The following is a 13012-nucleotide window of genomic DNA, read 5'->3' as shown; positions in this document are numbered from 1 at the left end:
CTTTTTGGTGAGGATGGCGCCGACATGGACCCGGTTCCGTACGGGTCCATCCAGGGGTACACGGCTACGTACGTAGCCACGAATGTAGCCGTGGCGCAGCCGGCCGCCAGAACGTCCGCACGGCCTCTCCGCCAAGGTCCAGTCCGCTGGCCTGCGACGTCGCGTTCCCTCGCCAGGCCCCATGCTCCGATACGTAGCCCTGCGTAGCCAGTACCCCTTCGACTGCTCGCTTCCAGACCCGTGCGGACGGCAGCGGCCCGGCGGCGGATCGAGCTACGCGAAGGCCCGGAGAGGGGCTCTAAACGACGAGAGCGGGGCTGAGACCAGAAGGGGTGTTGGTCCCAGCCCCACTGAGAGGCGCTGTACGGCCCTCGGGAGGGCCAGGGGGTCATGCTGCAGGAGATACGGTGGCGCGGGTTCGCCGGGCTGTCAGGCTCGCGGCCTTCGCCCCGTGGGTGTCGACGTGATCCTTCAGCAGGTGGCTGTAGGTCCGGCGCAGTCAAGGCGACCAGCAAGTCCAAGGGCACCCTGGTCGACCTCACCTACACCTACGGCTACGGCACGGACGCCAAGACCGACGGCGACAAGATCCGCACCCTGACCGACAACGCCGCCGGCCTGAAGACCACCTACCGCTACGACGGGGCGGGCCGCTTCGCCTTCGCCCAGGAGAAGAAGGGCAGCGCGGTCAACTCGTCCTGGCTGTACTGCTACGACCTGGCCGGCAACCTGACCTCGCAGGGCACGGCGGACGGCTGTCCGGGCGGCTCCACCTACACGCTCAACGACGCCCAGCAGATCACCTCCAAGAACGGCTCAACGGCGAACTGGTCCTACGACCTCGCGGGCAACGAAACCGCGGGCGCCTCCACCCCCGAAGGCACCCGCACCGCGGAAACCTGGTCGGACCACAGCCAGCTCACCTCCCTGACCGTCGGCGGCAAGACGTCCACCGGGCAGTACGGCTCCACCGACCAGGCCGAACGCATCCGTCTCGGGGGCACCTACTTCCACAACGGACCCATCGGCCTGTCCGCCACCTCAACAGCGGGCGTGGACACGGGATTTGTTCGCGAGCCCGGGGGCACGGTTAACTCCATGACCCGCAGCGGGAAGGCGTACTACTACCTCACCGACGCGCTCGGCTCCGTCATCGGTGTCACCGACGAGACCGGAGCGAAGGTCAACACGTACGCCTACAGCCCCCGCGGCGTCACCCGCACCACGATGACCAGCGAACAGGTCACCCAGCCCTACCAGTTCGCCGGCGGCTACCACGACACCACCGGCCTCTACCACTACCAGGCCCGCTACTACGACCCCAACATCGGCCGCTTCACCCAACCCGACCCCTCCGGCCAGGAACAAAACCCCTACCTCTACGCCGCAGGCGACCCCGTCAACCGCATCGACCCCAGCGGGCTCTTCTGGGGCGAAGGGGTCCTCAAAGCCGGTGCCCAGCTCGTGAGTGACATCGCGGGTTGCGCTGGTGGCGTGAGCGCGGCATCGAATTCTGGGCTTCTCCTGGCGGGTGAGGTCTTCGGCGGTCCTGTCGGCTTTGTCGCAGTCGGGGCTACCGCCTGCGCCGTAGGGATGATCGGATCTCGAACGGGCGCAAAAATTGTAACGTACGGTTGATTCTTCGGTAGGTATTCCGCGCGCCTCGCGGAAAGGTCATCGACAATCAGGCTTCGACTCCCTTGGAGAATCCGGAGGGGCAGGGAGGGGATGTTTTCCAGGCCTTTGCGCCCGACATCAACCTCCTTGCCATCCTCTTGTACATCTAAATGTACGCACCTGTGACGACACTAATGAGGATTCCGTGCGAAATTTGCTCATCTTTGTAATCTTGGCCCTTTGTGTCGCCGTGGGAGCTGTATTTTTCGGATTACAGAGCGGCGATGCCGTATTCGCCGGTTTGGGTATTTGCGTCGTAGTACTGGTGGCAGTTCTTATTATTGCCATCTGGAACCATAGTTTCAGGAAAAAACGCCCCTGAGCGCGCGGCGTCACACATCCCACGGGAGTAAAGTGCCTGCGTGAATAGCACGCCCGGCCTGGTGCATCTTCAGATGTCACCCGGTCGTGCTGCAGACCATTCCCGGACGGCGCGCTTTGGCATGAAGGGCTAGAACGGCGGCTCTTGGGTGGGCCAGGGGGCACCGGCGGCTGCGGCGGCGGCGGGGGCGGGGCGGGGCGGGAGAACCCGGCTCCGCTGCTCTTGGTCACCTTGGCCGTCGCGTTCTTCAGGCTCGCTCCGACTTCCTCGACGTCCAGCTCGTACACGGTCCGCTTGACGCCTTCGCGGTCTTCGTAGGAGCGCTGCTTGAGTCTGCCCTGCACGACGACGCGCATGCCGCGCTGCAGGGACTCGGCGACGTTCTCGGCGGCCTGACGCCATACGGCGCAGGTCAGGAACAGGCTCTCGCCGTCCTTCCACTCGTTGGTCTGCCGGTCGAAGGTGCGCGGGGTCGAGGCGACGCGGAACTTGGCGACCGCGGCGCCGGAGGGGGTGAAGCGAAGTTCGGGGTCGTCGACCAGATTGCCGACGACGGTGATAACCGTCTCGCCTGCCACAGCAGCGGGCCTTTCGAGGAGAACGGGCCCGGCCCGCCCAGGGGTGCGGGCGGGCCGGGAGCGGGTCAGGAGAACAGGAGCTTCCAGGTCAGCGGGCCGGGGTATCCGTCCGCGTCACCGGAGAGCTGCTTGTGGGCGCGCTGGAACGAGGCCACGTTCTGCCGGTCCGCCTCGCCCCAGTCCTTGGACGGGCCGACCTTGTAGTGGCTCCCGAAGCCCTTCTTCACGAGCCGCTTGCCGAGGGCGAGGATGTGGGCGTTGGACTTGCCCGGGCCGAAGAACTGGGTGCCCGGAAACGGCGGGGCGGGCTTCGACGCGCTCGACGAGGAGGACGAGGAGTCCGACGGCGAGGTGACGGTGCCGGACTTGCCCTTGGCGAGCTTCAGCAGCTCGGCGAAGTCGAGGTCTCCCGGATCACCGTGGACGTTCTCCGGGACGTGGGAGTGCCCGCACCAGCCGTTGAACTCGTTCCACGCCTTGAACGACAGGCGGGCGCCGCCCGAGGTGCCGTACGAGGCGGGGTAGGCCAGCCACTTCGACGGCCCGGAGAGCGGGATCCCGTTGTTCTTGTGCTGCCACGCCATGAACTCGGCCAGCGAGTCGAGCGCCCACCGCGGGGCGTCCGGCCAGTACAGGTACTCCTCGCCGGCCTTCGCCCCGTTCCACGACTTCTTGCGCTTGGGGTCGCAGGTGCCGACTAGCTCGATCTGGATGCAGTTCAGGGTGTTCGTCTCGACGCCGCCGGCCGTGTTCACCAGTGCGCGCGCGGACCGGTTGAACGCGTAGTGCTGGTAGTAGTCCAGGCGCTTCTTCGCGAAGTTCGGCTTCGCGGTGATGTTCGGGGCCTCGGCGCCCTGCCCGTACGAGGGCAACGACGTGCCCTCGGTGGTGTGGATGACGCCGCAGTTGGGCTTGATGGTGTCGCCCTTGTAGCGGTCCGAGTAATCGTATGCGCGGGACGCGCCCGGGTAGTACAGAACGGTCACGGTGCTTCCTCCGATGCGTTGGGAGGGAGCACCGTGACCGGCGCAGATCATTAGTGTCGCGGACTCGGGCCTCGTGCTCGACGATCTTGAGTGGGTGCTCGCGCGGTGCGTGCCGGTGCCTCTCGCGAATCTGCGCGAGGGGCACCGTGCTCGTGCAACTAGCGGCCCCCGGTGGGCTGACCGGTCGAGAAGACCGCAGGTGCCGAACCTGCGAAGAACGCTACGACGACTGCGAGAGCCTGTTCGCTCAGCCATGGGGCCAAGGCGATGGCAAGAATGATGATCACCAGGGTCCTCTGGCGACTCCAACCGGAACAAGCACGAGTCCAGTTGGCCGACACGCATGAAGCCCGCACAGACACAACTCCTCCACTCGGTAGGGGTGAAAGTGGGTTAGGTGTACTGATCCGAGAGGTTGATTAAGCGCGCGGAGGGCGGCTTGTTCCCAATAGCGGTGTGTGGGCGATGGTGGTTGTAGGTGTGGAGCCACGCTGAGAGAGCGGCTCGACGTTCGTCTTCTGAGCTATAGCAGCGGGCGTAGCCCCAGCCGTCGGCGAGGGTGCGGTGGAATCTCTCGATCTTCCCGTTGGTTTGAGGGCGGCGGGGCCGGGTGCGTGAGTGCTTGATCTGAAGTTCGGTGCAGGTGTCGCGCCAGAGGTGTGACACATACGCGGCTCCGTTGTCAGAGAGCACTCGCTCGATGGTGACGCCGCGGTCGGCGTACCAGATCACGGCTCGACGGAGTACGGCGACGGCAGTAGCCGCGGTTTCATCGTCGTGAATCTCGGCGTACGCGACACGGGAGTGGTCGTCGATGACGGTGTGAACGAAGGCGTAGCCCATCTTCGGGCTGTGGTGTCGGTTCTTCGGTTTCCCTTTAGTCTGCGCGCGGTTGCGCGTGCCCTGGGCGCGACCGACGAATCGCCATCCGCCTCCGTCGGGGATGTTCCCGAGCTTCTTCACGTCGACGTGGATCATCGATCCCGGGTGCGGATGTTCGTAGCGGCGTACCCGGTCGCCTGTGGCGCGATCGAGGTAGTTCAGGCGGTTGATCTGGCAGCGCCGAAGTACGCGATGTGCGGTCGACGGCGCGACTCCGGTCAGGGCGGCGAGTTGGACCGGGCCGATGCGTTTGCGTAGGCGCAGCGAGACGATTCGCTTTGTGGTTGCTGGCGTCGTTTTCTGGGGGCTGGTGTGTGGCCGGGAGGATCGGTCGGTCATGAGCTGTCCGTCGGCGTACCGGGTGGCCCATCGTTTGACGGTGGGCCGCGAGCACTGAAATCGCGCGGCGACTTCGCGGATCGGAACGTTGTGGTCGACGACCAGTTGGGCGACCTTGAGCCGTGCCCGCGGAGTGAGGGCAGCGTTGGCATGGCTCACAGGATCGGCTCCTTCGCGTCCGTCGCCCCGATGGGTGCTGTGCGCGGTTTGAACGCGTGCGCTGAGAGCCACACGGCGAGCAGGAGACTGGCAATGCAGATCCCGAGGGCGACGTGGTACCCGGTCTCGAACGCGTTGCTTGCTGCCGCCCGCATCTGTGGTGGGACTCCGTGGAGGTTCCCCGCCGCGACGGGGCCGGAGGACATCTGGGTTTGCCCGTATGGCGACGCATCCCAGCTGTGTTGGGTGACTGCCGCACCAATCGCCCCGACGAGTGCGAGTCCTACCGCCGTACCGAGTTGGCGGGCGGAGTTCAGCACCGCCGAGGCAGCACCCGCGACCGGGCCGGCGACGTCGCGCGTGGCCACGTTCGTGATCCCGGGAACAAGCAGCCCGAACCCGACTCCAGCGACCAGGTATCCAGCCGCTGCAACGGCGAAGGGGGTGGTGGGTGTCAGCGTGCTAAGCGCTGCGACTCCGAGCGCTCCAGCTGTGCAGCCCGTGGTGACGATGGCTCGTGGCGTGAAGTGTTGACTGAGTTTGCCGGCCATCTGGGCCGCGACGAGGAACGGGGCGTTCATCAGCAGCCAGGACAGTCCGGTGCGCAGGGCGGACCAGCCGAAAAGGTTCTGGAACATCAAGGTGACGTAGTAGAGCGTGCCGCTGAAAGCGAGGTAGCTGAGGAAGTAGATGGCGCAGGCGCTGATGAACGCTGTGTTGCCACGGACAGCTCTGGAAACCAAAGGCTCGCTGGCGCGGCGCTGCCACTGCACGAAGGCCGCGAGTACGAGGGCGCCGAAGATCAGCGGAATCAGGGTTGGCACGGGCTTCCACGGAACTTCGCTCGTGGTGATCAGACCGAAGGTCACTCCTGCCAGGCCCAGCGACGCGAGGACGACACCCGGCACGTCAAGCGGCCTCGGGTCGGAGGCCGCGGCGGCTCTGGGGACCGCTCGAAGGATCAAGCCGACCGTGAAGACAACGATCGGGAGGTTGACCCAGAAGATCGTTGACCAGCCGAAGCTGGAGATCAGGAGGCCGCCGACAATCGGACCCGCCCCGAAGCCGACGCCGCCCATTGCTGCCCACCAGCCGATTGCGTGACCGCGCCGGGCGGGCGGGTAGGTGTCGGTCAGGACAGCGAGGGTGAGCGCCAAGATCGCTGCTCCACCAACCCCTTGGCCGACGCGCGCGCCGATAAGCGCCGAAGGGCTGGAAGCCAGGGCCGCTCCCGCAGAGCAGAGGCCGAAGACGACCATACCGGCGAGCAGGACAGGGCGATGTCCGAGGCGATCACCGAGTGCCCCCATCAAGGGGATGAGCGCGGCCAGCCCGAGGGCGTAACCGCTGATGATCCACTCCAATGCGCCGGTGGTGGCATCGAGCTCGTGTTGGATCGTCGGGAGGGCGACATTGACGATGGTGACATCGAGCTGGATCACGAAACCGGCCAGACACAGCGCCAGGAGCGCCATCCGCCGCCGTCGGTGGACATCTGGGGCGGGTGCTGATTGATTCGGGGGCGTCACGTCGGGCTCCTGTCACGTTCTCGGTCGTAGGCGTGTCATGGGCACTGACACCCCGCAACACGAGGACGTGACCGATGGCCCCCGCCGAACGGCTCAGCCGACACTTCGAGGCCAACCGCCGACGGCTGACCGCACTGGCCCACCGGATCCTCGGCAACCGCGGCGATGCTGAAGACGCTGTCCAAGGCGCCTGGGTCCGCCTCAGTCGACCCGGAGCAACAGATCTCGCGGCCGTGACCAACCTCGACGGGTGGCTGACCGCAGTCGTCTCACGCACATGTCTCAACAAGCTCAGAGCCCGAGCCGCGCGGGCAGAGCAGTCGGCTCGCCGTCGACAGCCCGGCGCCGCGCCAGGTGCAGGCATGCCGCGACGGCGGCAGCTTCCGCATCGTCTCCCTGGATCCCGTGGGCGCGAGCGGCGGACAACGAGCGGGCGGGGAGGTCGGGTTCGATCCACGGCAGCAGCTCGAACGCGGCATCGGAGATGTCCACGATCCGCTCGTCGAGCCGTTCGTACGCGTGCCGGAGCCCCCAGCGGTCACGCGCTGGGCTGGCGCCGTGCAGCAGGTAGCCGCGGATCTTGTCCGTTCCCAGGACGCACGCGAGGTCTGCCCACATGGGGCGAAGCCGGATGAGAGCCTGGCGGCTGCGTCGGGCCCGGGCCACGAGGTCGATGCCGCGGATGCTGGAGCCGATGACGACCGGCAGGATCGTGGCGATCTGCAGCAGGCTTCCGCCCATGTCGAACGTGTCCCCGTCCAAGGGGAATTCGACCCCGTCAAGGCCATAACTGAGGTAGAGCAGGCGGTACAGCGGATAGCTGATGCCGATGAAGCAGCCGAGTGCCATCAGCTTCATGCAACGTCGGTAGGCGCCGCGGGGGTTGCGGGCCGCCGCAGCCATGCACAGTGCAGTGGACAGGGCCAGCGCCACGCCGATCGGGACGAGGTACAACGCCAGGTACGCGGTTCCAGCGACATCCCCGAACTGCCCGTTGATGAAGTCGGTGTCGCCGTTCGGTGCGATCCGCGCGGGCGCTGACCCGCCGAACATGGCGATCGCGGCTACGGCGCTCACCGCGCCGAAGACGAGCCTCACCTTCAGGCCGGCCAGCTTGCGCCACCACGGCTCGGGATCGCGGGGCGGCACGACGGAGTCGACCCACCCCACGAGCAGAAGACAAGACGCCATGACCGAGAGGTGCTTGGGCAGGACCGCCCCGTCAGGGACCCCGGTCAGGGCTCTGACCGCATGCTCAAGCGGTGAAAGTCCAGAGCAGGGCGTCCTGGCCGGGGTTGGGATTGCCCTGCCTGTTGCGCTGGAAGCGCGAGTAGGCGCGGAAGGCGACGACCAACCACAAGGGGATGACCGTCAGCAAGGCTATGGAGTCGTCGGATGTCAACGGTGGTGCAGGCTCTCTGGGCAGGAGGGAAGTGCAGGGTCAGAGCGACTTGTAGAGGCGGTCAAGGAGGACGTCGTCGCGGTGACGGTTCTCCCGGGCCTGGGCCGCCGCCTTGCGCCGGAGCGCGAACGCGAACCGCTCGGCCTGGTCCTCGGCCTGCACGTGCTCCGGGTCGTGCGGGCCGTCCTGCGAACGCGTACGGCCCAGCAGACAGCCGCCCGTAAAGGCCGGGCTGAGGTACTGAAACTCCTCGACCGCGGGCTTTCGCTTCGCCGGCAGGACGATCGGCGTATGGCCGAGGCGGAAGTGGCCGAGCTCGTGCGCGAGGCTGTGGACCGCGGCCGCACCGGTCAGTTCCGGCGCAATCCACATGGCGTCACAGTCCTCACCGGGACGGGTCAGCCAGAGGCCGTTGGCCCGAAGGCCCTCGACGGGCGGGTCCCCGCGCAGCAACTCCAGGGGCCGTGGGTACAGGTCCTGGACTACGGCGAAGAGGGACTCGACGCTCAGTAAATCGGGTAGGGCGATGCCGTCGAGGGCGCTCCGGATCGCGGGGTCGGCGTGCTTGATCACCGGTCGTACACCTTGCGTGGGGAAGTGGCGGCTTCCAGCTCTCAGCGCTCTGCGTCGCGCTCCATCTGTTCGATCTCTTCGAGGCGGGACACGTACTGGGCGGCTTTGGCCTGGTTCTTGAGGGAGAGGCGGCGAACGGCCCTCGCAAGTACGGCGACTTGCGGAGCCTCTTGTTCCTCTTGCTGCGTTTGACGCCTGGCTTCAACAAAACGTTGCGCTTCGGCCATGACCTTGTTGGCGATCTCGCTCGGATCGCCCGTGATCTTGAAGGCGTCCAGCGGGACCTGGAAGAAGTCGGCGAGAACCGCCATGTACGGCTCCGTCGGACTGGGGCCGCCAGGTTTGCGAAGGCGCCGGATGTACTCGCCTGTGATTGTCCCGTCGCCGTGGTGACGATTGATCTCGGCGGCAACCTGCTGGTTGCTGTACTCCACGTACTTGCCGGGATGGTCGGGATCTTCGGGCGCGCACGCCTCGAACAGCAGATTCAGCCGCTCGGCGAACGAACCAGGCCTCTGCGTATGCGATGAGGTCACGGGAGTGTGGATCTTCCTTGGCGGGTTTCGGGGTCCTCACCCTATCTCCACATCCAACGATCGTTTGGCCTCGGGTGGCACTGGCCACTGATCGTTTGACGAATCGTGTTCGAACGCTTTTGCTGGTGCGTCGGATCGGTGCGCTTTCCTGCGTGAACTGCCGCGGCGGCCCCGCCTCACCTCTCCGCACCGACAGCCCGAGGAGTGTCACCCCCCATGGCGTCCCCGTCACCCCAGGCCCAGCCGCCCGCACCTGTGCCACGCCCCCTCCACCGCTTTCAGTAGATCGAGTGCTGCGCGCGAAAGCGCTTCGAACTAACATTCGATCACGAGTCACCGACGGGACGGACCAACCGTGACGATCTCCGACGCCATGCCCCAGCTCTGGGCCTCCAGCCTGCGAACCACCGCAGCCGGGAACGCTGCTGCCACCACGCAGGTTCTCGACGCGGAGAAGTCCCTCGACTTCCGGATCGGCCCCGAGTGCGCCCCTGCAAGAGCCATGCAGAGAGCCACTCGATTCGCCGCCATGGTGCTGCCGGCGCTCCTCGCCGAGGCGCCCGACCCCGAAGCCGCCGCCGACACCGTGCTCCAGGTCCACGGCGAACTCGTCGACGTCACGGCCCGGCACCGCGCCAGCCTCGACGTGGCAGGCCGCATCTCCTTCGACGGCGACCACGTGCTCATCACCGTCGAAGAAATGGACCAGCCCCTGCCCGCCCCCGAAGCCGAGCCCGGCCTCTACCTCGTCCACCGCCTCACCGACGACCGAGGCCAGTACTGCGGCGAAGCCGGAGGCTTCACCACCTGGGCCTCCGTACCCGTACTGCGGAAGGCTCCCCAGCTCTAGCCGACCGAAGGACCCCGCCGGTACCGCGGCGGCGCGGTACCGGCGGGGGCGGCCGGGCGCGCCCCGGCGTGTTCGGCCGCGAAGTCGCCGAACCTGCGGGGGTGGGCGCCCTCGGTCACCGACGACCGGGGGCGTCGATCTGTCTGCGCGGGGCCCCTGGAGGGAGGCGCGCGCGACGCCGAGGGCTGCAGCGCGTGCTTGCGAGTTTCCGCACAGGGCTGGGGTGTCGCTGTGTCGAGCTGTGCGCGAGCGGCGGGCCGCCTGGCTCGGGACGTCGGGGCCGTAGTGAGCCCCCGCGGTATTCGCTCGTTGATTGAGCGGTGCGCGATGTCCGGGACGTATATAGGGGAGTGCGTCAGGGAGGTGTCGCGGGCATGGCGTCTAGAATGTGGCGGAATGAAATGGGTGCCCCCGTGTGTTGGCGGGTAAATGGCCCCCCATGATTCGTGAGCAAGGAAATGAAGTGCAGTCGCGGGGTGAGGGCGCCAGGTTCAGGCTTCGCTCGCCTGGGAAATCTCAACGTGGGCAATAATCTCGGCGAGCGTGTGACGCACACCGCAGGCGGTGTCCACGATGTGGCCGCGTGCGGGTGGCGTCGGAAGGTTCGAAGTGGTGAGCGAAGCGTGAGTCGGTCCGTGAGTCCGTGGCATCGCAGAAGTACAGGGGGGAACGGGGTGGAAGACGTAAGTAGCCCCCAAAGTAGCCACAGTGGCCCATATTGTGGCGTCGGCGCAGGTGGCAGCGTTGGAGCGACTCTCCGGGGGGTTTTGATGTTTGCAGCCCTGAGTGAACACGACATCGCTCCCCGCACGGCCGCGGCACGAGGCGGTACGGTGGGGCGTGAAGGATGCGGCTACGCGGTCCGAGGAGGGAGCCACCGATGATTCTGCTCCGTCGCCTGCTGGGTGACGTGCTGCGTCGGCAGCGCCAGCGCCAGGGCCGTACTCTGCGCGAAGTCTCCTCGTCCGCCCGAGTTTCGCTCGGCTATCTCTCCGAGGTGGAGCGGGGGCAGAAGGAGGCTTCCTCCGAGCTGCTCTCCGCGATCTGCGACGCGCTTGACGTACGGATGTCCGAGCTGATGCGCGAGGTGAGCGATGAGCTTGCCCTCGCCGAGCTGGCCGAGTCGGCAGCAGCGGTCCCGTCGGAGCCGGTGCCCGCACCGGTTCGTCCGATGCTCAATTCCGTCTCCGTGGCCGGCGTCCCGCCGGAACGCGTGACGATCAAGGCGCCTGCGGAGGCTGTGGACGTCGTAGCGGCGTAGCGCCTGCGCTCAGTGTCCTGAGCCCAGCTTGAACATGGGGAAAGCCCCGGCCGAGAACGATCGGCCGGGGCTTTCTGCTGTCTGCTTCGGGGTGTGCGTCTGTCTGCTTCGGGGCGCGTCGGCGAGGGCCCGCTCGATGTGTCCGTAATAGTCCATGTGTGCCATTGTTGAGGGTGATTTCGATACGGAGGTGACGTATGTACGTCGTGAAGAGTCCGCTGCCCGATGCCGACCTGAAGACCGTGGGAGAGGCGCTGCAGGGCGCCCTCGTCGACCTGGTGGACCTGTCCCTCGTGGCGAAGCAGGTGCACTGGAACGTCGTCGGTCCGCGGTTCCGGTCGGTGTACCTTCAGCTCGACGAGGTCGTGGACACCGCCCGGCAGCACTCGGACACGGTGGCCGAGCGGGCGTCGACGCTGGGCGTCCCGCCGGACGGCCGCGCGAAGACGGTGGCGGACACCAGCGGCGTCGGGGTGGCCCCTGACGGCTGGGTGAAGGACACGGACGCGGTGGGGACGCTCGTGGACGCGCTCGGTGCGGTGATCGCGCGGATGCGGGCGCGGGTGGACGCGACCGGTGAGGCGGATCCCGTCAGTCAGGACATCTTCATCGGGATCACGGCCGACCTGGAGAAGCACCACTGGATGTTCCAGGCGGAGAACCGGGGCTGAGAGTCGGGGCCGAGAGCCGGGGCTGAGAGCCGGGGCTGGGAGAGAGCCGCCAGAGAGTCCGTCCCGGCGTCCCGGGGCAGATTGACTGTGGTCGGTGGTCTCGGAGGTCGTCGGGCGGAGGTGAGCGGTCGGTGGCACGGGCTGGGTGGCGGGCGCTCCGATGGGTGCCGGCCCTCGTGTGCGGCGCACTGTGGTGGTGGGGCGCCCTGCGGCTCGCGTTCGCGCCGGGCGCCGGGGTGTTCGAAGGGACGCTCGTCGCCGGGGGCTGGGGGCTGAGCCTGCTGCCCGTGCACGCGCTGCCGAAGTCCCGGGCGGCCGGTGTGGCGGGGGCGCCCGGGCGGCACGGCGCGCGGCGTGTGCGTACGCGGGCCGTGCGCGCCGGGCATGAGGTCGCGGGCGGGGTGCGGCGGGAGGTCACCAGGGCATGGCGACGCCTCCGTTCGGGCGGAGGATCTGGCCCGTCGTGAACGACGCGGCGTCCGAGGCGAGATGCAGCACCGCGTGCGCGATGTCCTCCGCCTCGCCGACCCGGCCGAGCGGTGACATGCGCACCATGAGGGCTTCGGTGTGGGCCTGCGCGCTCTCGTCGTGGCGGGTCGTCATCGGTGTACGGATCCAGCCCGGCGCCACCGCGTTGACGCGGATGCCGTGCGAGCCGACCTCCGTGGCGAGCGTCTTCGTGAGCTGGACGACGGCGGCCTTCGCCGCGCCGTAGCAGAGCAGCCCGGGGCCGCCGGTGTCGACCGCGCCGGAGGCCATGGTGACGATGCTGCCGCGGGTGCCGGCCGCGATCATGGTGCGGGCCGCCTCCTGGCACGCGTACAGCACCCCCTTGAAGTTGATGGCGAGGACGCGGTCCAGGTCCTCCTCGCGGGTCTCCAGGACCGTGCTGTTGTGCATGACTCCGGCGATTGCGGCCATGACGTCGAGGCCGCCCGAGGTGCTGGTCGCGCTCGCGACGGATTCTGTGATCTGGGCGTGGTCGGCCACGTCGACGGTGTGAGTGTGGGCCGTGCCGCCGCTCTCCTTGATGAGGGCCGCCGTCTCGTCCAGGCCCTGCGCGTCGCGGTCCGCGCAGTGGACGGTGGCTCCCGCCTGCGCGAGGAGCGTCGCCGACGCGCGGCCGATGCCGCTCGCCGCGCCGGTGACGAAAGCGGTGCGTCCGGTGAGGTCGTACGCAGTGAGGGGCATGCTGGGACCGTACGAGGTTTTCTGACGGAGCGTCAATTGTCGTGCGGGGGTTGTGT

11 protein-coding genes and 3 pseudogenes are annotated in these 13012 nt (G+C 67.5%); 6 read left to right on the top strand and 8 right to left on the bottom strand.

What is annotated here, in order from left to right; genetic code table 11:
- Positions 1 to 486: 486 nt before the first annotated feature.
- Positions 487 to 1638 (top strand): annotated as a pseudogene (locus ACIA8D_RS37700) (RHS repeat-associated core domain-containing protein); the annotation flags it as partial.
- Between the two features lie 567 nt (positions 1639 to 2205).
- On the opposite strand, the pseudogene ACIA8D_RS37695 reads toward ACIA8D_RS37700, so the two are convergent.
- From ACIA8D_RS37695 to ACIA8D_RS37680, 4 genes and pseudogenes are all read right to left on the bottom strand, one after another.
- A pseudogene (locus tag ACIA8D_RS37695) lies at positions 2206 to 2577 on the bottom strand (single-stranded DNA-binding protein); the annotation flags it as partial.
- Between the two features lie 65 nt (positions 2578 to 2642).
- Positions 2643 to 3563, bottom strand: a complete 921-nt coding sequence (locus tag ACIA8D_RS37690) for a peptidoglycan-binding protein (protein ID WP_399239270.1) — start codon at positions 3561 to 3563, stop codon at positions 2643 to 2645.
- A 393-nt stretch (positions 3564 to 3956) separates the two neighbouring features.
- Positions 3957 to 4943, bottom strand: a complete 987-nt coding sequence (locus ACIA8D_RS37685; protein WP_399239268.1) for an IS481 family transposase — start codon at positions 4941 to 4943, stop codon at positions 3957 to 3959.
- A complete protein-coding gene (locus ACIA8D_RS37680) occupies positions 4940 to 6418 on the bottom strand; it encodes an MFS transporter (RefSeq protein WP_399239266.1) in 1479 nt (492 codons plus the stop codon). The genes ACIA8D_RS37685 and ACIA8D_RS37680 overlap by 4 nt, the downstream gene beginning before the upstream one ends.
- 128 nt (positions 6419 to 6546) lie before the next feature.
- Here ACIA8D_RS37680 and ACIA8D_RS37675 point away from each other — a divergent pair.
- Positions 6547 to 6717: pseudogene (locus ACIA8D_RS37675) on the top strand (sigma factor); the annotation flags it as partial.
- A gap of 46 nt (positions 6718 to 6763) precedes the next feature.
- Here ACIA8D_RS37675 and ACIA8D_RS37670 read toward each other — a convergent pair.
- The 3 genes from ACIA8D_RS37670 to ACIA8D_RS37660 form a co-directional block, all read right to left on the bottom strand.
- Positions 6764 to 7642 carry a DUF6545 domain-containing protein gene (locus tag ACIA8D_RS37670; protein WP_399239264.1) on the bottom strand — a complete coding sequence of 293 codons (879 nt, stop codon included), beginning with the start codon at positions 7640 to 7642 and terminating at the stop codon, positions 6764 to 6766.
- Between the two features lie 271 nt (positions 7643 to 7913).
- Positions 7914 to 8447, bottom strand: a complete 534-nt coding sequence (locus ACIA8D_RS37665) for a hypothetical protein (RefSeq protein ID WP_399239262.1) — start codon at positions 8445 to 8447, stop codon at positions 7914 to 7916.
- Between the two features lie 41 nt (positions 8448 to 8488).
- The gene (locus tag ACIA8D_RS37660) at positions 8489 to 8983 is read right to left on the bottom strand and encodes a hypothetical protein (protein ID WP_399239260.1); all 495 of its coding nucleotides are present in this window, start codon (positions 8981 to 8983) and stop codon (positions 8489 to 8491) included.
- A 355-nt stretch (positions 8984 to 9338) separates the two neighbouring features.
- Between ACIA8D_RS37660 and ACIA8D_RS37655 the strand changes: the two genes are divergently transcribed.
- The 4 genes from ACIA8D_RS37655 to ACIA8D_RS37640 all read left to right on the top strand — a co-directional run bounded on the left by ACIA8D_RS37655 (position 9339) and on the right by ACIA8D_RS37640 (position 12232).
- Positions 9339 to 9833 (top strand): hypothetical protein, encoded by a 495-nt coding sequence (locus ACIA8D_RS37655; RefSeq protein WP_399239258.1) that lies wholly within the window; start codon positions 9339 to 9341, stop codon positions 9831 to 9833.
- An 880-nt stretch (positions 9834 to 10713) separates the two neighbouring features.
- Positions 10714 to 11094 carry a helix-turn-helix domain-containing protein gene (locus tag ACIA8D_RS37650; protein WP_188336490.1) on the top strand — a complete coding sequence of 127 codons (381 nt, stop codon included), beginning with the start codon at positions 10714 to 10716 and terminating at the stop codon, positions 11092 to 11094.
- Between the two features lie 197 nt (positions 11095 to 11291).
- On the top strand, positions 11292 to 11765 hold the full coding sequence (locus tag ACIA8D_RS37645; protein WP_399239256.1) for a Dps family protein: 474 nt from the start codon (positions 11292 to 11294) through the stop codon (positions 11763 to 11765).
- A 131-nt stretch (positions 11766 to 11896) separates the two neighbouring features.
- Positions 11897 to 12232 (top strand): hypothetical protein, encoded by a 336-nt coding sequence (locus ACIA8D_RS37640; RefSeq protein WP_399239254.1) that lies wholly within the window; start codon positions 11897 to 11899, stop codon positions 12230 to 12232.
- Here ACIA8D_RS37640 and ACIA8D_RS37635 read toward each other — a convergent pair.
- Entirely contained in the window at positions 12180 to 12956 is a 777-nt protein-coding gene (locus ACIA8D_RS37635; RefSeq protein ID WP_399239252.1) for an SDR family NAD(P)-dependent oxidoreductase, read from the bottom strand. The two genes, ACIA8D_RS37640 and ACIA8D_RS37635, sit on opposite strands and share 53 nt — an antisense overlap.
- Positions 12957 to 13012: the final 56 nt, after the last annotated feature.

Origin of the sequence: Streptomyces sp. NPDC051684 (assembly GCF_044453445.1) — a bacterium.
Taxonomy (GTDB): domain Bacteria; phylum Actinomycetota; class Actinomycetes; order Streptomycetales; family Streptomycetaceae; genus Streptomyces.
Note: the sequence above shows the minus strand (reverse complement) of the source record. Positions and strands in the feature narration are given on the sequence as shown.

What these genes read in the sequence shown, in the direction of transcription:
- ACIA8D_RS37680 (WP_399239266.1), bottom strand. Translation starts at nt 6,418, where the DNA reads ATGGCGCTCCTGGCGCTGTGTCTGGCCGGTTTCGTGATCCAGCTCGAT.
- ACIA8D_RS37635 (WP_399239252.1), bottom strand. Translation starts at nt 12,956, where the DNA reads ATGCCCCTCACTGCGTACGACCTCACCGGACGCACCGCTTTCGTCACC.
- ACIA8D_RS37650 (WP_188336490.1), top strand. Translation starts at nt 10,714, where the DNA reads ATGATTCTGCTCCGTCGCCTGCTGGGTGACGTGCTGCGTCGGCAGCGC.
- ACIA8D_RS37645 (WP_399239256.1), top strand. Translation starts at nt 11,292, where the DNA reads ATGTACGTCGTGAAGAGTCCGCTGCCCGATGCCGACCTGAAGACCGTG.